A 23,754-nucleotide genomic window follows, 5' to 3' on the forward strand; every position below is an offset into this window, starting at 1 on the left:
ACAACCCCGGGACAGCACGCCGTTACGAACTCGCCGTGAGCCTTCCGGCGCGGGATGATCAGCACATGGTGACGGCCGATCTCGCGTTGTGGCGGCCCGAGCGCTGGATCCGGCGGCACTACCTGCCCTGGACCGCGCTCGTGCTGGTGCTGCTCCTCCTCAACGAGCTCAACCTCTTCGGCACCGACCTGAAGGCCTGGGACTGGCTGTTCGTCAGCGGCATCGTCACCCTGCTGATCGCCGGCCGGATCGCCCTGAACCTGCCGGCCAAGGTGCACGAGACGCTGGACCGCTTGGCGCGGCGCGAGACCTTGAAGGCCGAGCCCGACGAGTTGGTCGCGTTCGAGACCGCGGTGCACAACGCGGCACGTCGTTCCACTCTGGTCTGGAGCGGCATCCTGCCCGTCGTCCTGCTGGTCGGATGGATCGCGGCCAAGCAGGAAGACTTCGGCCGGTACGCCCTGGTCGCCGTACTCGAGGCAGTCCTGGCCGGGGTTTTCGCCGGGCCGTTCATCGGGCGGGCGGTCAGCTACGCGCGGCTCGGCTATCGGATGACCGAGGCGGGTCTGCGGCTGGACACCGATCCGGAACATCTCGATGGTGCAGGCGGATTACGTCCGGTCGGCGACCTTTACTTCTTCCAGGCCTCGGTGCTGGCAGTGCCGGCGGCATACCTGGGGGCTTGGTGGTTCATCTTCCCCTTACTGGGGAACCGGTATAGCGAATGGAGCACGACGTACGTCGGCCAGCTGGCCTTCGCCGTCTTTCTGGAGATTCTCGCGTTCGTGGCGCCGCTCTGGGCCTTTCACGTGATCATGTCCGAGGAGAAGGAGGAGCATCTGCGCGACGCGGACGACATCAGCCAGCAGGCAGCCGCCACCCGGCGCCGACTCGCCACGGCCAGCGGCGACGAACGAGCCCAGTTGCAGGACGAGCTCACCTGGCTGACGGACCGCTATCAAGCCATCGACGCCATGCCGACCTGGCCGGTGGGACCACGAGTGCGACTTCGCTTCACCCGCAACAACCTCGCCCTGTTGCTGCCTGTGGTCGCCCAGTCACTTGGTGTCTCGGATTCTTGGCAAACTCTCTTACAGGACATCCAAAAGACCGTCAGCTGACCAAATGGTGATATCGATCCGGACAAGATCGCGACACTCCGTTGGTCGACACGCGGTAGTGGTCTTGTGCCGCACAGTGAGAAATGACACGCCCGACACCCGCCGGAAACAACAAAACGCCCGCTGCAGAAACGAATCACCGTCAATATGCGTCATAAGGGAGCAGGTGGTTCGTCTCACATTCGGACACACTGGGCCTACCGGGAAGTGATCCGCATGTGAGGATGTTGCTATCTGGTGAGTACGGAACTAGATGAGATGAGGCCTCAAAGTGACTACAGCACTCGCCCCGAGTTCGACCCTGTCGGCTGCGGACCGTTGTGACCGCTGCGGCGCGCAGGCCTACGTTCGTGTCACCCTGACCAGCGGTGGGGAGCTGCTCTTCTGCGCCCACCACAGCCGGGAGCACGCGGAGAAGCTGCGCAACATCGCCATCACAATCCATGACGAGACCGGCCGGCTCGAAGCCAAGAAGGCTGAAGCAGAGGCGGCCGCTGCCGCGGAGGACGACCGGTAGCCCGGGGCCCGGACGAACGCGCCGGACTACGGGCGCGAACCAACTAGAGACGTCATCTCGATGGCGGCCACCCGAGCGGGTGGCCGCCATCTTTCACTGTCCGGTTCCGGACAGACCTACTGCTTCTTGAAGAACCACCGCTGGCACGGACCGCCGTGGTAGAGCCAGGTGATCACGTCCGCGCCCTGGGCCGGGCTACAACCGGCCACGTCGAGTGACAGGCCCGATGAGACGGCCGTCACTACGTAGCTGCCGCCCGGACTGGGTTCGATCCGCCAGCGCTGGCACTCGGAGTCGTTGCTCGCGAACGCCCGGATCGTGCCGCGCAACTGCTTCGAACAACCCTCGATATCGATCGCCCGGTTGGTGCTCGGGTCGATGATCTTGTAGACATCATCGCCCAGGCTCTCCAGCTTCCAGCTCTGGCACGGGCTGCCCGGCACCCAGAGCCACATCCGCACGTTCTCGGTCCGGGCGCAGTCCTCGATATCCAGTACGTGGGCCGAGGTGGCCGCTTCAACGCGATAACGGGCCGTCCCGTTCTCCCCTAGCTGATCGGCGTTGTAAGACGGCCTGAGCACCCATTGCTGCGTTGTGAGCTGCCCACACGTGTGCTGCTGGATCGGCGCGTAGTCGTCGGCCGTGGTGACCGGCCCATCCGGTACGACGGTCGCGCACTTGCCGCTGTGCGCGAACTTCAGTTGTACGACGGTGTCGTAGCTGCTGCCGTCGACGTACTCGATCGTCATCTGCTGGTTCGCGGTCGCCTCGCCGTTGCCGCTGCCGCACGGCCATTGGATCAGCTGCGCGCCGTCGCCCATCCCCCAGTCGTCGACGTCGGCGCACTTCATGCTGTGCATCGGCCGCACGCTGTACTGGTCGGTGCCGGCGATCGCGTCCACCCTGAACCTCGCGTTGAGGTCGACGGGCAAGCACTTGTACTGGATGTACCGGGCGAGGTCGTTCGTACTCGCGAACTCGACGTTCAGGCACTTACCGCTGTTCCGGCTGACCAGGTCGTACGTCCGGTGTTCCAGCTCGAACTTCGGCCCGGTGACGGCGTCGACCTGACCCGCCCACGCGTTGTGCTTCGCGCCGAACGACGTACCGGTCGAGGCGAACGTGAAGGCCTGGCGCTGTCCCGTCGTGCAGCACGCATAGAGCACGCCGACGTCGTCCTTGCCGTCGCCGTTGTAGTCGCCCGCGGTCAGCGTCGACTTGGACAGGTCGAAGGCGTTGGCGGCGCTCCACCAGGTCGACCGGGTCAACGTGCCGCTCGACGCCTTGAAGACCATCAGCTCGGCCTCGGTCGGCGACGTCTCGTACAGCGCGACGACGTCCTGCGTGCCGTTACCGTCCGCGTCGGCGACGACGGCCTTGCTCTTCTCCCAGCAATACCCGTTCGCCCCCGAGTCGTACGCCGTCGTGGGCGCGGCGAACCCCGTGCCGGTCGAGCGGTACAACTCGGCCACCGTGCGGCAGCCACCGAGATTGCGCAGGCTGACCAGGTCGGCCTTGCCGTCACCGGTGATGTCGGCCAAGAGCGGCGCGCTTTGCGTCCAGGCGTTGCCTGCGTCGGACTTCGCCCAGCTGACCGCCCTCGTGAAGTTACTGGCCGAGGTGAGGACCATGACCTCCCAGCCTGCGCCGGTCACCGCGTTCTGTACGGCGATGTCGTCCTTCTTGTCGCCGTCCACGTCCCCGGCGAAGGCGCGCGCGGTGCTCAGGGGCGACCCGTTCGGCCCACTCGTCCAGCTCGCGGGCTGCGCGTCGTACCGGTTGCCGTCCGATGGGAGCTGGTAGAGCCAGATCTGCCGGCCGGAGCCTTCCCGGAGCATTGCCATGTCGGTCCGGCCGTCGCCGTTGAAGTCGCCCTGGACCGGACGTGTGCGGGTCAGACCGAAGCTGCCGCCCTCACCGGTGTCCCAGCCGACCACGCCGGTGTGGAAGGCGGGACCGGTGGAGGTCAGGTTCCAAATGGAGGTCCGTCCGTATCCGTGGTCGAACACGGCGGTCAGGTCGGCCTTGCCGTCACCGTTGCTGTCGCCTCGTACGTGTGGCGCGGGCGTGCCCGGATCGTTCGCCATCAACGTCCAGTAGTCGCCGATCGGGCCGTAGTTCCCCGCGCGATCGACGGCACCGACGAACAGCTGGCGCTGCGCCTGCTCGCCCGCGCGTTCCGGCCACACCGTGATCGGGATGGTCGCACTGCCGTCGGCGTTCGCCTTCACGCGCATCGTGGTCTTCTCGCGGGCGAAGCCGTAGACGTACTCCGCGATGTCGTTCGGCTGCCCGGGGTTCGGCTTGAACGTGACCGAACCGGTCTCGCCCTTGTTCTTCACAGGCTCGCCATCGGGGAAGTCGTTGGACTCGATCACCGGCGCGAGCGGGGCATCCGGGTCGATGATGAAGTAGCAGTCGGGTGTCGACGGACCGGTCGCGATCGGATCGCGGGTGAAGGCCCGGTAGTGGTAGACGATGCCCTTCTGCAACCGGTCGGCCGGCACCTCGGGCCAAGAGAAGGCGGCGCCACTGACTGTCGGGCCGACCTCGCTCGAGTGCACGACGGTGTTGGCGGGGTTGAGGATCTGCACGGTCGTGGTGACGCTGTCGCCGGTGTCCGGGTCGTTGGCGACGGCCGAGAACTGCGGCCGCGTGTTCGTCGTCGGCGTGGGCGCGGTAGCGGTACCGCACGGCCGAGGCCGGAGGAAGTTGAACGACTTCGGCATCCGCGGCGGCGTGTTGTAGGTGATGGACAGACCGGCGCTGCCCGCGTGGAACTTCTTCCACTGGACCTGGCTGTTCTCATCAGGAGCGCGCAGGCCGAGCGAGACCTCCGTCGCGCGGTTGTCGGCGATCGACTGGAGCAGGAGGCGCAGGTTCTCGTTGTTGAACTCGACCGCCTTGTCCTCCGGCGGCGGGTACGACTCGGCATTGACGGTCTGCAGGTTGCCGAGCCAGAAGCCCTCGCCAGTGTTGTCCCAGTTGTGGCCGACGGCCGGGTTGAGGTTCTGTACGTGCCAGAGCGCGACGGGGGTCGGGGTGCCGGTCGGCGTGTGGTCGAGGGTGATCCGGAACGATGCGGCGCTGACCTGGCTGCCCGCGATGTTCTGCGCGCCGTTGACGGTCGACATCCGGAACATCGAGCGGTAAAGGTTGGCCGTGTCCTGGTAGGCCCGGCCGACCTTGGCGCCCTGGCCGGTGTCGTAACCCCAGCCGGTCTGGTTCCCCATCCGCACGTTGATGTGCAGCCAGCCGAGCAGGTTGCCGCTCAACGACGGGTCGATGTAGATCGGGAACTTCGCCGCCGGGTCGGCCAGTAGCTTCTGGTCTGGCGTGAGCAGTAGCGCGTTGCCACTCGAGCGGATGCCGACCTTGGCCCGGCGCTCCGTGGCCGGCGTGCTGTCCCACATCGCCGGCGCGGGTGCTGTGAACACGGGCTGGCCGTTGCGATCCTGGGCGATCGTCCGGCCGTCGGCGGCGACGGAGATCTTCAGGCCCTCACCGCGGATCGGCGCCTTGACCTGGCGCAGGGCTGGGTTCTTCGCCGCTTCGCGGTTCTTCACCACGAGCAGGTACGAGAAGTCGTTCAGGCCGACCTTGAGCTGCAGGTCGACGCCGCGGAACACCTCGGGGTACGTAGCGGTGTCACCCTTCAACCGGGGCGCGGGAAGCCTTCCGGGCCAGCCCATCACCACCCGTTCACCGGGCTTGCCGATCCGGAGCAGCTCACCGTTCGCGCCTCCCCCGGAGAGGACGATCGGCGTTGCCGCGGCCACCGGCTGGATCGTGCCGTCGGTACGGCGCTCCAGGGTGGCGTCCGGTTTGGCCCAGCCGCTGCCTTTGCGAACTCGCACCGGTACGGCGTGCTGCTCCATCGTCTTCGAGCCGTCCGGATTGACGAAGATCTCGGCCGTCTCGCTGCGCCAGGTCGGCACCTCGATCCGGCGACCGGTGCGGGCGGCTTCGAGCGCGGCCTTCGCCTCGACCGAACGGGCCTGCGGCACCTCGGGCTGCTCAGCAACCGCAGCCGTCGTCGGAGCCTGGGCGGTCGCGGGAGCCGGTCCCGCCACCAGCAGAGAGAACGGCAGGGAAAGCGCCAGTAAACCATATAACAATGAGCGTCTGGACATACGCGGATACACCTCACCCGGGGAATGGGCCAATGGGTGGCCAGAAGTAGTTTGTGCATTTCTCACCCCGGCGCGTTCGCGACACCACCGGCGACTCGTCGAGCAGGTGTCAGTGGTTCATCAGCACGTCCTCCCCCGGCCCTCGATCGCCTGCTGTCAGGCGGACAGCGAACAGGCCAGCCTCAGATGTACACCGGCGCGAGACCCCGGCGGAAGGGTTTCAGTTGTGGCCGAAAAGCAGCCCGAATGCCGACCATTCGACCCAGACAAAATCTCTGGTCAATCGTTAGAAATGCATGTCACCGTAAACCGCCACTTTTATCGCCCGACTGTGGAGGTTCCGCATGTCCCCAATACCTAGAAATACCAGCCTGCGGCGATCGTTGCCGCGGGCCGGTCTGATCATGGCGACCAGCCTCGCGCTGATCGCCGGCCTCTACGGCCCGGCCGCGCAGGCGACTCCGGCCGCGATCGCGAAGGACCCCGACTGGACTCCGGCAAAGCTGAAGTCCGTTCCGGTCAAGGAGGCCGCGACCAAGCCGGCGCCGATCGACGCCGGCGCCAAGCTGGACGTCACCGGTACGCCGAAGGTGGTCTGGCCCGGAGCCGGTACGGCGGACGCGGTGCCCGTCGCGGACGGCGATCCGCGCGTGACGCCTGCCCCCACCCAGCGTGGTCCGCTGACCCCCACCGAACTCGCGAAGGGCCGGGCGGGAGACCTGCCCGTCTGGGTCGGCGTCCCTCGCGGCCGTGCCATTGGGGCGGCGAAGGCGACGTCGGCGGACGCAGTACCAGGCAAGGTGCGAGTCCAGTCGCTCGGGCGTCAGGGGAATCAGCTGGTCCTCAAGGTCGGGCGTAGTGACGGAGTCCGCGCGGCCGGCCGGGCCGAGCTCCGCGTGAACTACCAGCAGTTCCGGCACACCTTCGGTGGCGACTGGGCGCTTCGCTTGCGGATGTACAAGGTGCCGGACTGCCTCGCCACCGCGCAGGCAACTGGCAAGGCGCCTGCTGCTGGTTGTGTGTTGGAGGAGCTGCCGACGTTGAACGACGGCTCGGACGAGCTCGCGGCCGACGTACCAGTGGCCGCGGACGGCGCCACGCCCGGCACGTTCGTCGTACAGGCTGCTGCTGCCAGTGGTGGCGGTGACTTCAAGGCGACGTCACTGAAGCCGTCGGCGACTTGGACCGTTGGTGGTTCGGCTGGTGACTTCAACTGGTCGTACCCGCTGAAGTCGCCGCCGGGTCTCGGTGGGCCGGTGCCGCAGGTGGACATCAACTACTCCTCTGGTGGCGTTGACGGCCGTACGGCTGCGACGAACAACCAGCCGTCGTGGGTCGGCGAGGGGTTCGAGTTCTCGCCGGGTGGTTCCATCGAGCGCAAGTACGCCTCGTGCGCGTCGAAGTCGGAGAAGACCGGTAACAACGGCTCGGCCATCACCGGTGACCTGTGCTTCGCTACCGACAACGCCACGTTCTCGCTTAATGGCAAGGGCGGCGAGCTGGTCCTCGACGACACCACCAAGAAGTGGCACCCGCGCAACGACGACGGGTCGACGATCGAGCGGATCACCGACACCACCAAGGAGAACGGCGACAACGACGGCGAGTACTGGCTGCTGACCTCGAAGGACGGCACGAAGTACTACTTCGGCCTGAACAAGGTCACCGGGTACGACGCCGCGCCGGTGAAGGAGACCACCAACTCCACGTTCACCGTGCCGGTCTTCGGCAACCACGGCGGCGAGCCCTGCAACAAGGCGACCTTCGTCACCTCGTGGTGCGACCAGGCCTACAAGTGGAACCTCGACTACGTCGTCGACCGCAACGGCAACACCATGACGTTGTTCTACGACAAGGAGGACAACTTCTACGGCCGGAACGCGACCAAGACCACGGTCAGCAAGTACACCCGGGCCGGCAACGTGAAGCGGATCGAGTACGGCCAGCGTGACGGCGCCGTCCTCACCAGCGAGCCGGTCGCGCAGGTGCTGTTCACCACCGCGCCGCGCTGCGTGCCGGGCACTGCCTGCACCGCCGCCGACTACCCGGACACTCCGCTCGACCAGGAGTGCACGTCGTCGACGAGCTGCGAGAAGTTCAACCCGACCTTCTGGACCAAGAAGCGGCTGATCAAGATCGGCACCCAGGTCTGGCGGGCGAGCGAGAACAGGTTCACCGATGTCGAGGCGTGGAACCTGCGCCAGTCGTTCCGTGACCCCGGTGACAACACCAAGCCGGGCCTCTGGCTGGACGCGATCTCCGAAGAGGGTCTGGTCGGTGCACCGCAGGCGATGCCCGAGGTCAACTTCGACAGCATCCAGTTGGCCAACCGCGTCGACCCGGTCGGTGACGCGCAGCCGCCGATGAACTGGCTGCGGGTCAACACCGTCACCTACGGCAGTGGTGGCGTGATCAAGATCGACTACAGCCCGCAGGACTGCAAGCCGGGCGACGTACCGGCGCCGGACACCAACGGCCGTCGCTGCCACCCGATGAAGTGGACGCCGACCAACGACACCGAGCGCACCGACTGGTTCCACAAGTACGTCGTGGCGAAGGTGACCGAAAGCGACCGCTTCCTCAGCACCCAGCCGGTCGTGACCGAGGTCCAGTACCTCTCGCAGCCGGCCTGGCGCCACGATGACGAGGACGGCCTGGTCGAGATCGGGGCGAAGACCTGGTCGAGCTGGCGCGGGTACGACCACGTCAAGGTGATCAAGGGACACCCGGACGGTGGTACGCAGTCGGTCACCGAGTCGCGCTACTTCCGCGGCATGGATGGCGACAAGCTCGCCGGCGGTGGCGTGAAGGACGTCAAGATCGTCGACTCCGAGGGTAAGCAGCTCGACGACCTGCTGCCGCTGGCGGGACAGCTGCGCGAGCAGACGACGTACAACGGCAGTGAGATCGTCGACCGGACCATCAACGACCAGTGGGTGTCCGCACCGACTGCGACGCGGGTGAAGCCGTGGGCGACTGTCAGCTCGTTCCAGGTCGAACAGGCCGGTAACAAGCAGGTCCAGACCGTCGCGGGTGGTGGGCTGCGTACGCAGGCCGCGAACAACGTCTACGACGCCGAGGGCGTGCTGCTGGCCAAGAACGACGTGAACAACGTGGCCGACACTACCGATGACACGTGCACCAAGTACGAGTACGTGAAGAACGACGCCTTGGGCATCCAGGAGATCGTGAAGCGCGAGCTGACGGTCTCCGTCGCCTGTGACAAGCCGTTCGCCAAGGAACAGGTCGTCGCCGACAAGCGGACCTACTACGACGGTGCCGCCTCAGTGGACGCCGCACCGACGAAGGGCAACCCGACCAAGACGGAACGGGTCTCCGGCCACGACGCATCCGGTAACCCGATCTACGAAGTCCAGTCGACCATGGCGTTCGACGCGCTGGGCCGGCCGACTCGGTCCACCGACGCCAAGGGTGCCGTCAGCACGACGACCTACACCCCGGCGGGCGCTGGTCCGTCACCCAGGTCTCAACGACCAAGCCGAACGGGCACACCACGACCAAGGAGGTCGAGCCCGCCTGGGGTGAGGACCTGGTGGTGACCGACCAGGCCGGCCGTCGCACCGAGGCCACCTACGACGCGCTCGGCCGCACCACCAAGGTGTGGACCGCCGGACGCGCCGGTACGGCCAAGACGACCAGCAAGATCGCGGGGCAGGCGTACGTCGCCGACAACGCGGCGATCCCCAACATGGAGTACGAGTACCACATCGGCGAAGGCAACGCGGCCAGCGTCGTGATCAGTAAGACCTTGCAGAGCGACGGCAGTGTTGCCGTTGGCTACGAGCTGTCGGACGGCATGCTCCGCCCGCGGCAGCAGCAGGAGCCCGCGCCGGGTGGCGGCCGGGTCATCACTGAGACGCGGTACGACTCGCGTGGTCTCGCGATCAAGCAGTACGGCGCCTACTACAACGACCAGCCCGTGACGGAGACCGTCGCGGAACCGGTCGAGGACGCCATCCCGACCAAGAAGCTGATCAGCTTCGACGGTGCCGAGCGTCCGGTCGAGGAGACCTTCGTCTCCGGCACCACGGTGCGCTGGACCACCAAGCACAAGAACTCGGCGGACCAGCAGACGGTCGAGCCGCCGAAGGGCCAGCAGCCGACCACGAAGGTCACCGACTCCCAGGGCCGGCTGACGGAACTCCGCCAGTTCACCGGCACGACGGCCTCCGGCACGTACGACAAGACCTCGTACAAGTACGACGCCGCGGGCCGGCCGTTGCTGATCACCGACCCGGCCGGCAACAAGTGGACCTGGGAGTACGACGTCCGCGGCCGCAAGGTGAAGGAGATCGACCCGGACAAGGGCACGACGACCTTCACCTACAACGAGCTCGACCAGGTCACCAGCAGCATCGACGCCCGTGGATCGAAGCTCGAGTTCAGCTACGACACCATCGGCCGCAGGTCCGCCGTTCACCAGGTCGCGCCTACGGGTGCGAAGACGCTGCTGTCCGACTGGAAGTACGACGACGTGCCGGTGGTGGGTCAGACCGGTGTCACGGCGAAGGGTTCGCCGAGCACTTCTACCCGCTGGGTGGACGGTAAGGCGTACATCACCAAGGTCACCGGCTACGACCCGTCCGGTAAGCCGCTCGGCACTGAAGTCACACTGCCGGATTCCGAAGGCGCTTTGGCCGGTACGTACAAGTTCGCCTCTACCTACAAGGCGGACGGCGAGATCGCCTCGTCGACCGTACCGGCTGTTGGTGGTCTGCCGCAGGAGACGCTGCAGTACGGCTACAACGACAAGGACCTGCCGACGACGCTGTCCTCGGAGCTCACCAGCTACGTGCGCAGCACCAGCTACACCGCCTTCGGTGAGGTCTCCGGTCTTACTGTCGGCGCTACCGGCGGCAAGTCCGTCAGCCACTTGTACGACTACGAGGCGGGCACACGCCGACTTACCCGGGTCACAACGTCGAAGGAGGTAGCGCCGGCACGTGTTTCCGACGTGCGCTACAGCTACGACGACGCCGGCAACATCATCAAGATCACCGATGCGCCGTCGTCGACCACCGGTGAGCCCACCGACAACCAGTGCTTCACGTACGACCACTTGCGTCGTCTCACGGGCGCGTGGACCCCGGCGAACGGCGATTGCGCCGCTGCGCCGAACAAGGACACGCTGGGCGGCCCCGCGCCGTACTGGCACTCCTGGACGTTCGACCTGACCGGTAACCGCAAGAGCGAGACGCGGACCTCCGCGAGCGGTTCCACCACGGCGACGTACGCCTACCCGGCAGCGGGTCAGGCCCGGCCGCACGCGGTCCAGTCGGTCACCACGACCGGTACCGGCGGGGCCAAGACCGACACCTACCAGTACGACGACAGCGGCAACCTGACCAACCGGAACCTCAACGGCACGGCCGAGACCTTCAGCTGGGACGGCGAGAACGAGCTGGCCGAGGTGACCGGTGGCGGCAAGACCACGAAGTACCTGAACAACGCGGACGGGGACCGGCTGATCCGCCGCGACTCGTCGGGTGTGACCCTCTACCTGCCGGGTGACACCGAGGTCCTGCTGAAGCCGGACGGCTCGCTGCAGGGCACGCGGTACTACAAGCACGGCGAGCAGACCGTCGCGGTCCGGGTCGGCGCCAACCAGCTCAGCTGGCTCGGTGCGGACCACCACGGCACCACCACGACGGCGATCGACAACACCGCGCAGCAGAACGTGCAGCGGCGCCGGCTCGACCCGTACGGCAACGTCCGCGGCACCGCCCCGACCGCCTGGCCGGGACAGCGTGGATTCGTCGGCGGGACCAACGACGCCAGCACCGGGCTGGTGCATCTCGGGGCCCGGGAGTACGACCCGACGTTAGGCCGGTTCATCTCGGTCGATCCGGAGGCGAACTACCAGGATCCGCAAACGATCAACGGGTATTCGTACTCCAACAACAGCCCGGTGACGTTCACGGACCCCGATGGAAACTCGTGGTTCAGCAACATGGTGTCGAGCGTGACCAGCTCGATCAAGTCGGTCGCGGAGACGGTCGTGACGCGAACGGTCGAGACCGTCCGGAACGTCGTGAAGACGGTCACGCCGGTGGTCAACTGGGTGCGCGACAAGGTCACCCAGGGCATTGAAGCGGTCCGGACCTTCGTGCACACCGTCAAGGAGGAGATCAAGAAGGTCGTCAAGACCATCGCGAAGGTGGTGGTCAAGAAGATCCAGACCTTCGTCAAGAAGGTCCAAGTGGTGGCGAAGAAGATCGCCTCCGCCGCCAAGACAGTGGCGAAGAAGGTCGTCAAGAACGTCCAGACAGCGGTGAAGGCCGTGGTTGATGCCGCGGTCGCGGTCGGACGTGGCATCAAGCAGTTCGCCCAGTCCGAGTTGGGCAAGACGATCCTGCATGCGGCCGCATCGTTCGCGACCGGATTCCTCGCCTCGATGGCAGCCGTCGCCTTGTGTGGTCCAGCCGCCTTGGTCTGTGCCGCGGTCGGATCGGCCGCGTTCGGCGGTCTGATCGGTGGTGCCCTGCACACGGGTGTGGATGCTCTCGCCGGGGAGAAGATCAGCCTCGCGAGCGTTGGCGGTCATATCACCTCGAGCATGGTGCCGAGCGCGGCCGCGGGCGTGCAGCGCAGCGTCGGCGCCACCGGCTTCGATGTCGCGAAGACGGTGTTCCGTGGTGGATGGCAGAAGCTCGGCAACAACTTCATGAAGATCGGAGACCCCAAGAACTGGCGTCTACCGGGGATGGAGCCCACCAAGTTCCTGCCCAAGTAACCGTTTAGCCGGACCCCCGTCTCCTTGGTGGAGGCGGGGGTCTCGCTATGTCTGGATGGTCAGGCCTTCGGGCGCGGCGAGGATCGTCAGCTGGCCGTCGTCGACGCGTAGCGATAGTCGCTCGTCGCCGATGCGCAGGCCGTGCAGCTCCAGCCGCCGCCAGGGGAACGGGTCGGCCGGCGTGATGCGCAGTACGCCCGCGGGGACGTCCGGCTCGATGCCGAGCGCCGCCACCACGACCGCGATCGCCGATGCCGCGGCCCACGCCTGTGGACGGCAGGCCAGCGGGTACGGCGTGGGGGTCCGCTCGCCGCCGAGTCCGTCGTACAGCTCGGGCAGTCGGTAGCCGAACGACTCGGCCGCCTTGGTCAATCCCGTCACGAACGACCGTGCGACGTCGGCGTAGCCAGCCGCGGTTGGGGTTTCCGTACTCGCGTTGGTGTTGGCGGCGGCGTACAGGCCGGTGATGGCGATGGCGGTGTCGTGGGGCCAGACGCTGCCGGTGTGGTAGCCGAGCGGGTTGAATCTGGTGGCGTTGTTCGAGAGCGTGCGTAGGCCGTAGCCGCTGTCGAGGTCCGGTTGGCTGAGGCGATGGGCGACTGCTGCCTCTTCGTGAGGGTCGAGTAGGCCGGTGCCGAGGAGGTGGCCCATGTTCGAGGCGGCTCCTGCGACCGGTCGTTTGTGTGCGTCGAGGGCGATGGCTGGGTAGCCCTCGACCCAGAAGGCTTCGCGGAAGCGCTCCTTCAACGAAGCTGCCCAGTCGCGCCATTCATCACCCGGCCGCTCCTCGGCTGGCTCGGCGAAGGCGGTCAGCAGGTCGGCGCCGGCCAACGCGGCGGCATAGGCGTATGCCTGCACCTCGGAGAGCGCGATCGGCGCTTCCGCGAGCGTCCCGTCGGGCCATTGCACGGCGTCGACCGAGTCCTTCCAGCCCTGGTTGGCCAAGCCGTGCCCCGACGTGTCGATGTACTCGAGGAAGCCGTCGCCATCCGGATCCGCCTCATCCCGGATCCAGGCGAGCGCCTTCTCGACCGTGGGCAGCAACGCCTCGACCTCGGCGGCCGGCATCCCCCAGCGCCAGGCCTTGTGCAACGTCGTGATCCACAAGGGCGTTGCGTCGTGGGTGCCGTAGTACGCCGCCGGCAGAACCAGCCCGCTGCCATGATCCGCGACGGCCTCGCGAAGCTCGTGCGGGATCTTCCCCGGCTGCTCGGCCGCATCGGCGTCGTGCCGCGAACCCTGCCAACGCGCGAGCACCCGCAACGTCCCGGCGGCCAGCCCCGGATCGACCGCGACCAGCATCGACGCCGAAATCAGGGAATCCCTTCCGAACAAGGTCAAATACCAAGGCGGCCCAGCACCCAGATACCGATCCTCGCCGGCACTCAACATCAACCCGGCCACATCATCGAGCGACCGCTCCACCCATCGCCCAACCCGCGAGTCGTCACACTCGACCGAAACCCCGTCGGGCTGACCGTTGTACGTCGGACGGCTGGCCGGAGGCGCGATCGCGAAACCTTCGCCGGGCTCGACTGTCAGGCCGACGTGGTAACCGATCGTCGTCGACTCCCCCACGGGCGTGCGGCATTGCCAGCGGGCCTCGGTCACGCCATCGGGCAGGACGATGAGCACGGCCGGGGCAGGGTCCAGTGTCACCGTGACCTCGACACCATCACCGCGCCAAGTCAGGGTGTTGCCGTCAGTCTCCACCGGGCATAGCGCCAATTCCGCAGCGGCGCCGCTGCGGACCATCGCCGTACCCGCCAGGTCGGTGCCCAGGGCAACAATCAGGTCATACTCGATCTCCTCGGTCGAACGGTTCACCACCTCGATGGACTCACGCATCCCCTTTACACTCAGCTCGCGGTCACGCCCGACCGTCACCGTCAGGTCATGCCCCGGATCGCCCAGCCCCGGAACCACCGCGTCGTACCGAACAGAGCCCCCGTCGTACTCGTCGAGATGAACCGGCACGGGCGCCTCACCACCGACACTAAGACGCGCCACCGACAGAATTCGGTGATCGGCCACGAACACCCCCTCCGCACCGGTCCCGGTCAGTTGACCCGACCGCGGCGACAGCACCACCCAGGGCGCGGCGAGCGTGACGACGAGCTCGTGCAAATACGTCATTCCTCCACACTAGGGAGCCCGTCCATCACCCGCAGGCCCGGGCGATCCCGAGCCGCGCGCGTCGGCGGCTGGTGGTACCGGTGATACGGCAGAGTGGCGTTCGTGAATGACTTCGCCCTGGTCCTGGTCGGTATCGCGATCTTCGTCGGCATCGTGGGAATCGTCATCCCGATCCTGCCCGGCGCGATCCTGAGCTGGGCCGCGATCGGAGTCTGGGCGTTCGAGGAGCAGTCCGCCACCGGCTGGACCGTGCTGGCCATCGCGACCGCGTTCATCGGCGCCAGCCAGGTGGTCAAGTACATCGTGCCCGAGCGCAAGCTCCGCGACGCCGGCGTCCCCCGGCGCTCGACGCTGATCGGCGTGCTGCTCGGCATCGTCGGGTTCTTCGTCATCCCCGTCGTCGGCATGTTCATCGGCTTCCCGCTCGGCGTCTACCTGTCCGAACGCCACCGCCTCGGCAACCACGACACCGCCTGGGAGTCGACCAAGCACGCCCTCCGGGTCACCGGCCTCTCGATCCTGATCGAGTTCACCGGCACCGCCCTGGCCGCCGCCACCTGGCTGATCGCGGTCCTCTTCCTCTGACCTCCACGCCCGATTGCCAGGGTTTTGCCAGGTTCGTCGGAGGTCTGTCTTAGGTCGGGCGGGCAGCGTTGAGTAGGTATGGCACCGGCTACCCCTTCACCGGTGCATGACCTACGGGAGGCAGTGCACAGATGACGACGTACGAGAAGAACGGCACCAAGCGGTGGCGGCTCGCCGGAACGGTCGCGGCGGTCGCGGTGACAACGGCGGCGGGCGGGGTGGCCTGGGCCGCGGGTGACCTGGGCGGTGCCGATCCGACCCCGTCCCCATCACCCTCGAGTTCAGCCTCACCCTCGACTCCGAGCGATGAGGCCAAGCCTGGCCGGCCCGAAGGTCTCGGCGGTAAGCACGGGCTCATGGGTGCGGCTCGCGCACTGCACGGCGAGTTCGTCGTACCGAAGGATGGCGGCGGCTACCAGACCGTCGCGACCCAGCGTGGCGAGGTGACCGCGGTCAGCACGGAGTCGATCACGGTCAAGAGCGAAGACGGGTACAGCCGCACCTACACGTTGACCGAGGACACCTTGGTGAACGCCGCCCGCGACGGTATCGCCGACGTGAAGACCGGCAACAAGGTCCACGTGTCGGCGATCGTCGACGGCGACAAGGCCACCGCGGTCAGCGTGAACGACAGCACGACTCGCGATGCGGCACGGGAGAAGTGGGGTCTCAAGCGAGGTCCGCGCTAACCCTCAACCTGAGGTGGACGGAGTCGTCGTGCGCGCAAGGGACGGGCGGCGACTCACAGCTGGTTCACAGGGAACGTCCAGCCGGCCCACGGGTGACGGGTTCAGACTGAGGGGTATGAGCCCGCACCTGCTGGTCGTCGACGACGAACCGAATATCGTCGAACTGCTGTCCGCGAGTCTGCGTTTCGCCGGTTACGACGTGTCAACCGCGACCAATGGCACCGAGGCGCTGAAGAAGGCGCGCGAGGTCGAACCCGACCTGGTCGTACTCGACGTCATGATGCCCGGCCTCGGCGGTTTCGAGGTGGTACGGCGCCTACGCAGCGAGGACCGGCATGTACCGGTGCTATTCCTCACCGCGCGGGATGCCGTCGAGGACAAGGTCTTCGGCCTGCAGACCGGTGGCGACGACTACGTGACGAAGCCGTTCAGCCTGGACGAGCTGGTCGCCCGAGTGCGCGCGTTGTTGCGTCGATCGGGTCATCGCGAGCAGACGACGTCTGAGGCGGCTGTGCTGAAGTACGCCGACCTGGAGTTGAACGAGGACAGCTACGAGGTGTTCAAGGCGGGTCAGCCCGTCTCGTTGTCGCTGACCGAGTTCAAGCTGCTGCGGTGTTTGCTGGAGAACGCCGAGCGCGTGCTCTCGAAGAGCCAGATCCTGTCGGCCGTGTGGAACTACGACTTCGCGGGCGACGCCGGCGTGGTCGAGTCGTACATGTCGTACCTCCGCCGCAAAGTCGATACCGGCGACCAAAAGCTCCTGCACACCGTCCGAGGCGTCGGCTACGTCCTCCGCACCCCGCGAGCGTGAACGTGACGACGCGTCGGCGCTTCTCCGACCGCTACCCCCTGCGCATCACCATCGTGGTAGCGCTATTGGTCCTGGTCACGGCCGCTCTGGTCGGCTCCGGCTTCACCGCAACCGCCATCATGCGCGGGTACCTCCTCGACCGAGTCGACGCCGGGCTCAGGACAACGGCGATGCCGTTCACCCAACCGGCACCTCCGCCCGGCTTGGACGATCCCTCCCGCGACCGCAAACTTCGCATCCTGCCCAGCCCTTATTACATCGAGGTGCTGAGGAGGAACGGCGCGACGGTCGCGCAGTTCCAACTACGCCAGAACGCCAGCGACGGCGCTCCGAATCTGCCGGCAATGAGCATCCAGGACGTCCTCGGCCGAAACAGCCAACCCTTCAACGTTGCGGCCGAATCCGGCGATGGCAACTGGCGAGCGATCGCCGTCGCGCGCTTCGACGGCAGTGGATCGGTAATCGTGGCGCAGAGTCTCGCCGACATGAACGCCACCATCAACCAACTCATCGGCGTGCAGATGGCGGTCGGCGTGATTCTGCTGGTGTTGCTTGCGGGCGTGGGGACTTACGTCGTACGGCGGAGTCTGCGCGGGCTGGAGGATGTCGAGCACACGGCTGTCGCGATCGCGGGTGGTGACCTGAGCCGCCGTGTGCCCGAGTGGGATCCGCGGACCGAAGTGGGACGGCTTTCGCTTGCGCTGAACCAGATGCTCGGGCAGATCGAGAACGCGTTCGCGATGCGCACCGCCTCCGAGTACGCCGCCCGCCGTTCCGAGGACACCGCGCGCCGATCCGAAGAGGCCGCGCGACTCAGCGAAGACCGGATGCGGCGGTTCGTCGCGGACGCCAGTCACGAGTTGCGCACTCCCCTGACGTCGATCCGGGGCTTTGCCGAACTCACCCGTCAGCGTGGCGGTACGGCCGATCCCGACACGATGCGCCGGATCGAGGACGAGGCCAAGCGGATGGGCCTACTCGTCGACGACCTACTCCTACTCGCACGGCTGGACCAGCAACGGCCCTTGCAGCGCGAACCCGTCGACCTGCTCACCCTCGCCGGCGACGCCGTCCACTATGCCGAGGCGGTGCAGCCCGAGCGGAAGGTCGAGTTCCGGATCCTGCCCGGTTCGGAGGCGCCCGTGGTCGAGGGCGACGAGGCCCGCCTCCGCCAGGTGCTCGGCAATCTCGTCAGCAACGCCTTGCACCACACGCCCGCGCCGGCGCCCGTGACGATCTCGGTCGGCACGCGCGACGGCAGCGCCGTACTCGAAGTCAGCGACACCGGCCCCGGCCTATCCCCCGAACAAAAGAACCGCGTATTCGAGCGCTTCTACCGCGCCGACACCGCCCGCACCCGCACCACCGGCGGTTCCGGCCTCGGCCTCTCAATCGTCGCCGCCCTAGTCGCCGCCCACGCCGGCAAGGTCACCATCACCGACACCCCCGGCGGCGGCACCACCTTCACCGTCTCCCTCCCCCTCGAGCCCAACCAGGCCTAGGACTGCACGCCCGTACGACGCTGCCGTGCGGGCAATGCCGGGAGTGGGGAAGTTCTGGACGCCGGATCCACCGGGCAGAATTTGCTTAGTCGACTAAGGCTGCTTTAGTTTGATCAGTATGATGTTGACTCAGCGCGAACGCGAGATCATCGCGCTGCTGCGCCGCGACCCGCTCGCCGGTGCCCAGGCGATCGCCGACGCCCTCGGCACCACCCGGGCCGCGGTGAACGTCCATCTCTCGAACCTCGGCAAGAAAGGCGCCATCCTCGGCCGCGGCTACATCCTGCGCCAGGACAACGCGGTGGTGGTGATCGGCGGCGCGAACGTCGACATCAAGGTCCGCAGCCTGGCCCCGGTCGAGCCGCGCACCAGCAATCCCGGCCACTCCAGCACCACCGCGGGCGGCGTCGGCCGCAACATCGCGGAGAACCTCGCCCGCCTCGGCACCCCGACCCACCTGATCGCCGCGGTCGGCCACGATCCCGCGGGCGAGCGGCTGCTCAGCGACACCAAGGCGGCCGGAGTGCGGATCGACCACGTGCATCGCAGCGCCCATCCGACCGGGACCTACGCGGCGGTGCTCGACGCCGACGGCTCCCTGGTCGTGGCCGTCGCGGACATGGCTGCCACTGATGGCCTCGAACCCCGCCACCTCCACCCAGGCCGCGAGCTCATCGCGAACGCGAGCCTGCTGGTGCTGGACGGCAACCTCTCCACCGACGTGCTGACGTACGCCATGGACATCGCGCACGTCGCCGGCGTCCCGACCATGATCGACCCGGTCAGCGTGCCCAAAGCGGCCCTCCTCGCTCCGCTGTTCAGCCCCGAACGACCCGTCTTCGCCGTCACCCCGAACCTGGCCGAGCTCGAGGCGATCATCGGCCGGAAGGTCGGCGGCCTGGGCGCCGATGAGCTGGTCAAGGCCGCGACCGAGCTGCACGAGCAGGGCGTCCAGCACGTCTGGATCCGGCTCGGCGAACGCGGCAGTCTGCTCAGCACCGCCGGCGAAGGCCACACGTTCCTCACCGCACCACCGACCGAGGTCCACGACGTCACCGGCGCCGGGGACGCGATGCTCGGCGCTTTCGCCCATGCCCTGCTGACGGGCAGCGACCCGGTCGAGGCGGCCCGGTACGGCCACGCGGCCGCCGCGCTGACCGTCGCGAGTACGTCCACGGTGCGACCCGACCTGACCCCGCGCCTCATCGAGGACGCGCTGAACCACGCCACCCGGAGCCAGCCATGACAACGCCCCATCCCCGCCTGACGCTGACCGAGGAGGTCCGCGAGGCCCTGCACGACGGACGCCCGGTCGTCGCCCTCGAGTCCACGATCATCAGTCACGGCATGCCGTATCCGCAGAACGTCGCGATGGCCACCGAGGTCGAGGACATCATCCGTTCGTACGGCGCTGTCCCGGCCACCATCGCCGTACTGCACGGCCGTCCCCGGATCGGCCTCTCGCCGGACGACCTCGAACTGCTCGCCACCAGCCCCGACGTGAGCAAGACGAGCGTCCGCGACCTGGCGTACGTGGTGGCTCGCGGCGGGCACGGCGCGACGACCGTGGCCAGCACGATGCGGCTCGCCGCGCTGGCCGGGATCAGGGTCTTCGTGACCGGCGGCATCGGCGGCGTACACCGAGGCGCGCAGACCACGTTCGACATCAGCGCGGACCTCACCGAGCTCGCCACGACCGGAGTGGCGGTCATCAGCGCCGGCGTGAAGAGCATCCTCGACATCGGGCTCACCCTCGAGACGCTCGAGACCTTGGGCGTGCCGGTGATCGGGTACGGCACCGACGAGTTCCCGGCGTTCTACTCGCGCACCAGCGGCTTCGCCTCCCCCATGCGCGCCGACTCGCCGAAGGAACTCGCCGCCATCATGCACGCCCGGTGGGACCTCGGCATCCCCGGCGGGCTCAGCATCGCGAACCCCATCCCGCTCGCGGACGAGATCCCATCGGACCAGATCGACGGCATCATCGAACAAGCCCTCGCCGAAATGGCGCAAGCCGGCATCGCAGGCAAGGACGCCACGCCGTACCTGCTGGGCCGCATCGTCGAACTGACGCAAGGCGACAGCCTCCGCGCCAACATCGCCCTCGTCAAAAACAACGCCCACCTCGGCGCCCAAGTAGCCACCGAATACGCCGCCCTTCCCTAACGCGCACCCCACCAGCCCGGACAGACCTCCGTCAGGTCTGACCCCGTTCAGAGGCGACCACTCGTGGACAAAGAGGGGGATCGGAGGCGGCCGTTGGCGGTGGGGCTAGCGGGTGAGGATGGCGCGTTCGATTACCGTCCAGGTGGTGGTGGTCAGGAGGTAGAGGCCGGCCGCTAGCGGGATGAAGGCGGCTGTGGCGAGGGTGCCGTACGGGAGTAGGCGGATCACTCGGCCCATGGCGGTGTTGGTGGCGGGCTGGTTGGGCTGGCGGGCTTGCCAGCGGGCGGAGAAGAAGGCGACGACAGCGAGCAGTACGGCGAGGCCGACGTACGCGGGGGTGGCGGCGACGAGGGGCCAGTGGACGCCGAGGGGCGCACCGAAGAGGACACCGGACAGCAGTCCGTTCGGCTCCCCGGCCACGATCGCCGTGGAGAACAGGCTGTACAGCACCCAGAAGAACGGGAGCTGCGCCAGCATCGGCAGACACCCGGCGAACATCGTCGTACCGGTCTCAGCCTGCAACGAGGCGATCTCGCGCTGAGCCTTTTCGGGGTTGTCGCGGTGCTTCTTGGTGATCTCGGAGATCTTGGGCATCAGTTCGACCCGGGCCTTGGCGCCGCGGGCGGCCGCGACGCCGAGGGGTAGCAGCAGGAGCCGCACGGCGATCGTGCACAACACGATCGCGAGCGCGGCGGCGTACGGGCCGGTCAGGGGCTGGATGCTCGAGGCGATCCAGGACACGAGGTGGTACGCGCCGTTGACGGGCGCGGCAAAGAAATCGGGCATGGCTGTACTCCGCGAGAGTGAGAGAAAAACCGGAACAGGTCAGCGAGAAGAGCTGGGCTGTCCCGGTGCTCGCGGACGCGGGCGACCCGCGTCGTCGGGATCGCGGAGGCGGAGAAAGGCCGATTCGCGCGAGACCTCGCGCAAGGCGGTGGCCAGCACCTGCTGCGGTGCCGAGACCAGCTGGTCCGCGGCAGCGCGGGAGACCAGCAAGAGGGCGAACAAAGAGGCCGCCGCCGTGAGCACGGCGACGGCCAGGAGACCTGAATCCAGGCCGAGGGCAGGCATCGCCAGCGACCAAACGCCGGCGATGACCTGACCCATCGGAACTACTAGTCCAGATAGTCGCGCAGGACCTGCGAGCGCGACGGGTGACGCAGCTTGGACATGGTCTTCGACTCGATCTGGCGGATCCGCTCACGGGTCACGCCGTAGACCTTGCCGATCTCGTCCAGCGTCTTCGGCTGGCCGTCGGTCAGACCGAAGCGCATCGACACCACGCCCGCCTCACGCTCGGACAACGTGTCCAGCACGGCGTGCAACTGCTCCTGGAGCAGGGTGAACGAGACGGCCTCCGCGGGCACGATGGCCTCGGAGTCCTCGATCAGGTCGCCGAACTCCGAGTCGCCGTCCTCACCCAGCGGGGTGTGCAGCGAAATCGGCTCCCGGCCGTACTTCTGCACCTCGATGACCTTCTCCGGGGTCATGTCGAGCTCCTTGGCGAGCTCTTCCGGAGTGGGTTCGCGGCCGAGGTCCTGCAGCATCTGGCGCTGCACCCGGGCGAGCTTGTTGATGACCTCGACCATGTGCACCGGAATACGGATGGTGCGGGCCTGGTCGGCCATCGCGCGGGTGATCGCCTGCCGGATCCACCAGGTCGCGTAGGTGGAGAACTTGTAGCCCTTGGTGTAGTCGAACTTCTCGACCGCACGGATCAGACCGAGGTTGCCCTCCTGGATCAGGTCCAGGAACAGCATGCCGCGGCCGGTGTAGCGCTTGGCCAGCGAGACGACGAGTCGCAGGTTGGCTTCGAGCAGGTGGTTCTTCGCCCGGCGGCCGTCCTCCGAGATCCACTCGTACTCCTCGCGGACCTTCTCCTTCAGCTTGGTGGCCTCGTCACCGATCTGCTCCTCGGCGAACAGGCCGGCCTCGATCCGCTTGGCGAGCTCGACCTCCTGCTCCGCGTTCAGCAGCGGGACCTTGCCGATCTGCTTCAGGTAGTCCTTGACCGGGTCGGCGGTCGCACCGGCGACCATGACCTGCTGCTCGGGCTCATCCGCGTCGTCCGCGTCGGAGACGACGAAGCCCTCGTCCTCGGTCAGCTCCTTCTCCAGGGGCTTGACGGCCTCGGGCGTGAAGTCCGACTCGTCGACCTCGTCGAGGCTGCGCGGCTTGCCGGTCTTCGGGTCGATCGCGACCCCGGCCTCATCCGGCTTGCCGGCGGCCTTCTTGGCCGGAGCCTTCTTCGCAGCGACCTTCTTCGCGGTGTTCGCGGCAGCCTCCTTGGCGGGAACGGCCTTCTTGGCAGGGGCGGCCTTCTTCGCAGCCGGATCGGCGACCCGGGCACTGGTCCGGGGAGCCGTGGCGCGCGCGGCGGCGGGCACGACCCGGGAGGACTCTGCTGGAAGGTTCTCGGACGAGCTGGACGACACGAATTACCTCTCGTCTGACGGTTACTGTCTGCAGGGTTACCAACGTGGTGCGGCGTACTGAGTTCGCGGTGGTGCGCCGGGCAGGCCCGGATGGTGCTGGTTCGTGCTCTGGTTCATGCCTGGTTCATGCTCAGTGTGCTCAGCCGCTGGTCAGGCGGCGGCAACACTACATTGTGACATGCCGCCCAAAGCTGATCGCCGCGCGGGCGCGCGATTCCCCATTCCAGACGCCCGAAGAGCTTACCCGGTTCCGGCCTACCGCTCCGACCCCGGGTTCGGCCCCGGGCTAACTGTTGCGGGTCTGCCGGACCGGGCGGGCCAGCGGCCGCTGCTCGACCTTCTGCTCCTGTTTGTACTGCCTCACCTTCGCCAGTGAGCCGGCATCGGTCACATCCGCGACCGACTTGAACGCGCCGTCCTCGCCATACGGCTCGGAGGCCTCTCGCCAGCCTCGCGGCCGGACCTTCATCTGCTTGCCGAGCAGGGCGACGAAGATCTTCGCCTTCTGCGCGCCGAAGCCGGGCAAGGCCGAGAGCCGGGCGAGCAGGTCGTCGCCGGACTTCACATCGGCCCAGACCGCGGCGGCGTTACCGCCGTACTCCTCGTCCAGGTGCTTGGCCAGGGTCTGGATCCGGGCTGCCATCGCGGTCGGGAACCGGTGCACGGCCGGCGGTCCGGCCACCACCTCCACGAAACCGTCCGGGTCGTACGCCGCGACGGTGCAGGGGTCGAACGAGCCCTCCATCCGGGCGGCGATCTGGACCGGGCCGGCGAAGGCCCGCTCCATCGGGATCTGCTGGTCAAGCAGCATGCCCACCAGCAGCGCAAAAGGGTCCCGACTCAGCAATTCGTCCGCTTCGGACTGCTGGGCCAGGCACAGTCGTTTGCCTCGAACCGACGTCACC

At 67.3% G+C, this 23,754-nt stretch carries 16 protein-coding genes; 10 read left to right on the forward strand and 6 right to left on the reverse strand.

Features of this window, described 5'->3' with window-relative positions; translation table 11 throughout:
* Positions 1-35 precede the first annotated feature (35 nt).
* Both OG394_RS07610 and OG394_RS07615 read left to right on the forward strand, forming a co-directional pair.
* Positions 36-1,121 carry a hypothetical protein gene (locus OG394_RS07610; RefSeq protein WP_328994280.1) on the forward strand — a complete coding sequence of 362 codons (1,086 nt, stop codon included), beginning with the start codon at positions 36-38 and terminating at the stop codon, positions 1,119-1,121.
* Positions 1,122-1,392: 271 nt separating this feature from the next.
* A complete protein-coding gene (locus OG394_RS07615; protein ID WP_328994281.1) occupies positions 1,393-1,638 on the forward strand; it encodes a DUF7455 domain-containing protein in 246 nt (81 codons plus the stop codon).
* Positions 1,639-1,754: 116 nt separating this feature from the next.
* Here the strand turns inward: OG394_RS07615 and OG394_RS07620 are convergent, their stop codons facing one another.
* The gene (locus OG394_RS07620) at positions 1,755-5,711 is read right to left on the reverse strand and encodes an RICIN domain-containing protein (protein ID WP_328994282.1); all 3,957 of its coding nucleotides are present in this window, start codon (positions 5,709-5,711) and stop codon (positions 1,755-1,757) included.
* Between the two features lie 404 nt (positions 5,712-6,115).
* Here OG394_RS07620 and OG394_RS07625 point away from each other — a divergent pair, with 404 nt between their 5' ends.
* Together OG394_RS07625 and OG394_RS07630 are read left to right on the forward strand one after the other, a co-directional pair.
* On the forward strand, positions 6,116-9,331 hold the full coding sequence (locus tag OG394_RS07625; RefSeq protein WP_328994283.1) for a hypothetical protein: 3,216 nt from the start codon (positions 6,116-6,118) through the stop codon (positions 9,329-9,331).
* Positions 9,328-12,525, forward strand: coding sequence for an RHS repeat domain-containing protein (locus OG394_RS07630; protein WP_328994284.1), 3,198 nt, complete (start codon positions 9,328-9,330; stop codon positions 12,523-12,525). The genes OG394_RS07625 and OG394_RS07630 overlap by 4 nt, the downstream gene beginning before the upstream one ends.
* 45 nt (positions 12,526-12,570) lie before the next feature.
* Here the strand turns inward: OG394_RS07630 and OG394_RS07635 are convergent, their stop codons facing one another.
* Positions 12,571-14,661, reverse strand: a complete 2,091-nt coding sequence (locus OG394_RS07635; protein ID WP_328994285.1) for a glycogen debranching N-terminal domain-containing protein — start codon at positions 14,659-14,661, stop codon at positions 12,571-12,573.
* Between the two features lie 102 nt (positions 14,662-14,763).
* Between OG394_RS07635 and OG394_RS07640 the strand changes: the two genes are divergently transcribed.
* The 6 genes from OG394_RS07640 to OG394_RS07665 all read left to right on the forward strand — a co-directional run bounded on the left by OG394_RS07640 (position 14,764) and on the right by OG394_RS07665 (position 20,414).
* Entirely contained in the window at positions 14,764-15,246 is a 483-nt protein-coding gene (locus OG394_RS07640) for a DUF456 domain-containing protein (protein WP_328994286.1), read from the forward strand.
* Between the two features lie 131 nt (positions 15,247-15,377).
* Complete coding sequence (locus OG394_RS07645; RefSeq protein ID WP_328994287.1) at positions 15,378-15,935, forward strand: hypothetical protein; 558 nt, start codon at positions 15,378-15,380, stop codon at positions 15,933-15,935.
* Positions 15,936-16,050: 115 nt separating this feature from the next.
* Positions 16,051-16,746, forward strand: a complete 696-nt coding sequence (locus OG394_RS07650; protein ID WP_328994288.1) for a response regulator transcription factor — start codon at positions 16,051-16,053, stop codon at positions 16,744-16,746.
* Positions 16,743-18,248, forward strand: coding sequence for a sensor histidine kinase (locus OG394_RS07655; RefSeq protein WP_328994289.1), 1,506 nt, complete (start codon positions 16,743-16,745; stop codon positions 18,246-18,248). Before OG394_RS07650 ends, OG394_RS07655 begins: the two co-directional genes overlap by 4 nt.
* Positions 18,249-18,366: 118 nt before the next feature.
* Positions 18,367-19,494 carry a PfkB family carbohydrate kinase gene (locus OG394_RS07660; protein WP_328994291.1) on the forward strand — a complete coding sequence of 376 codons (1,128 nt, stop codon included), beginning with the start codon at positions 18,367-18,369 and terminating at the stop codon, positions 19,492-19,494.
* The gene (locus OG394_RS07665; protein ID WP_328994293.1) at positions 19,491-20,414 is read left to right on the forward strand and encodes a pseudouridine-5'-phosphate glycosidase; all 924 of its coding nucleotides are present in this window, start codon (positions 19,491-19,493) and stop codon (positions 20,412-20,414) included. Before OG394_RS07660 ends, OG394_RS07665 begins: the two co-directional genes overlap by 4 nt.
* Positions 20,415-20,519: 105 nt before the next feature.
* Here the strand turns inward: OG394_RS07665 and OG394_RS07670 are convergent, their stop codons facing one another.
* From OG394_RS07670 to OG394_RS07685, 4 genes are all read right to left on the reverse strand, one after another.
* Positions 20,520-21,200: a YidC/Oxa1 family membrane protein insertase gene (locus OG394_RS07670; protein WP_328994294.1), complete on the reverse strand. Its 681-nt coding sequence runs from the start codon at positions 21,198-21,200 to the stop codon at positions 20,520-20,522.
* Positions 21,201-21,239: 39 nt separating this feature from the next.
* On the reverse strand, positions 21,240-21,521 hold the full coding sequence (locus tag OG394_RS07675; RefSeq protein WP_328994295.1) for a DUF6412 domain-containing protein: 282 nt from the start codon (positions 21,519-21,521) through the stop codon (positions 21,240-21,242).
* 8 nt (positions 21,522-21,529) lie between these two features.
* Complete coding sequence (locus OG394_RS07680) at positions 21,530-22,849, reverse strand: RNA polymerase sigma factor (RefSeq protein ID WP_328994296.1); 1,320 nt, start codon at positions 22,847-22,849, stop codon at positions 21,530-21,532.
* Between the two features lie 286 nt (positions 22,850-23,135).
* Positions 23,136-23,753 (reverse strand): HhH-GPD-type base excision DNA repair protein, encoded by a 618-nt coding sequence (locus OG394_RS07685; protein WP_328994297.1) that lies wholly within the window; start codon positions 23,751-23,753, stop codon positions 23,136-23,138.
* Between the last annotated feature and the right edge of the window lies 1 nt (position 23,754).

Origin of the sequence: Kribbella sp. NBC_01245, from assembly GCF_036226525.1 — a bacterium.
Taxonomy (GTDB): domain Bacteria; phylum Actinomycetota; class Actinomycetes; order Propionibacteriales; family Kribbellaceae; genus Kribbella.

Bases quoted from the DNA above. Each gene is read 5' to 3' on its own strand.
- OG394_RS07635 (WP_328994285.1), bottom strand. From the start codon at position 14,661: ATGACGTATTTGCACGAGCTCGTCGTCACGCTCGCCGCGCCCTGGGTG.
- OG394_RS07645 (WP_328994287.1), top strand. From the start codon at position 15,378: ATGACGACGTACGAGAAGAACGGCACCAAGCGGTGGCGGCTCGCCGGA.
- OG394_RS07670 (WP_328994294.1), bottom strand. From the start codon at position 21,200: ATGCCCGATTTCTTTGCCGCGCCCGTCAACGGCGCGTACCACCTCGTG.
- OG394_RS07660 (WP_328994291.1), top strand. From the start codon at position 18,367: ATGATGTTGACTCAGCGCGAACGCGAGATCATCGCGCTGCTGCGCCGC.
- OG394_RS07665 (WP_328994293.1), top strand. From the start codon at position 19,491: ATGACAACGCCCCATCCCCGCCTGACGCTGACCGAGGAGGTCCGCGAG.
- OG394_RS07675 (WP_328994295.1), bottom strand. From the start codon at position 21,521: ATGGGTCAGGTCATCGCCGGCGTTTGGTCGCTGGCGATGCCTGCCCTC.
- OG394_RS07625 (WP_328994283.1), top strand. From the start codon at position 6,116: ATGTCCCCAATACCTAGAAATACCAGCCTGCGGCGATCGTTGCCGCGG.
- OG394_RS07650 (WP_328994288.1), top strand. From the start codon at position 16,051: ATGAGCCCGCACCTGCTGGTCGTCGACGACGAACCGAATATCGTCGAA.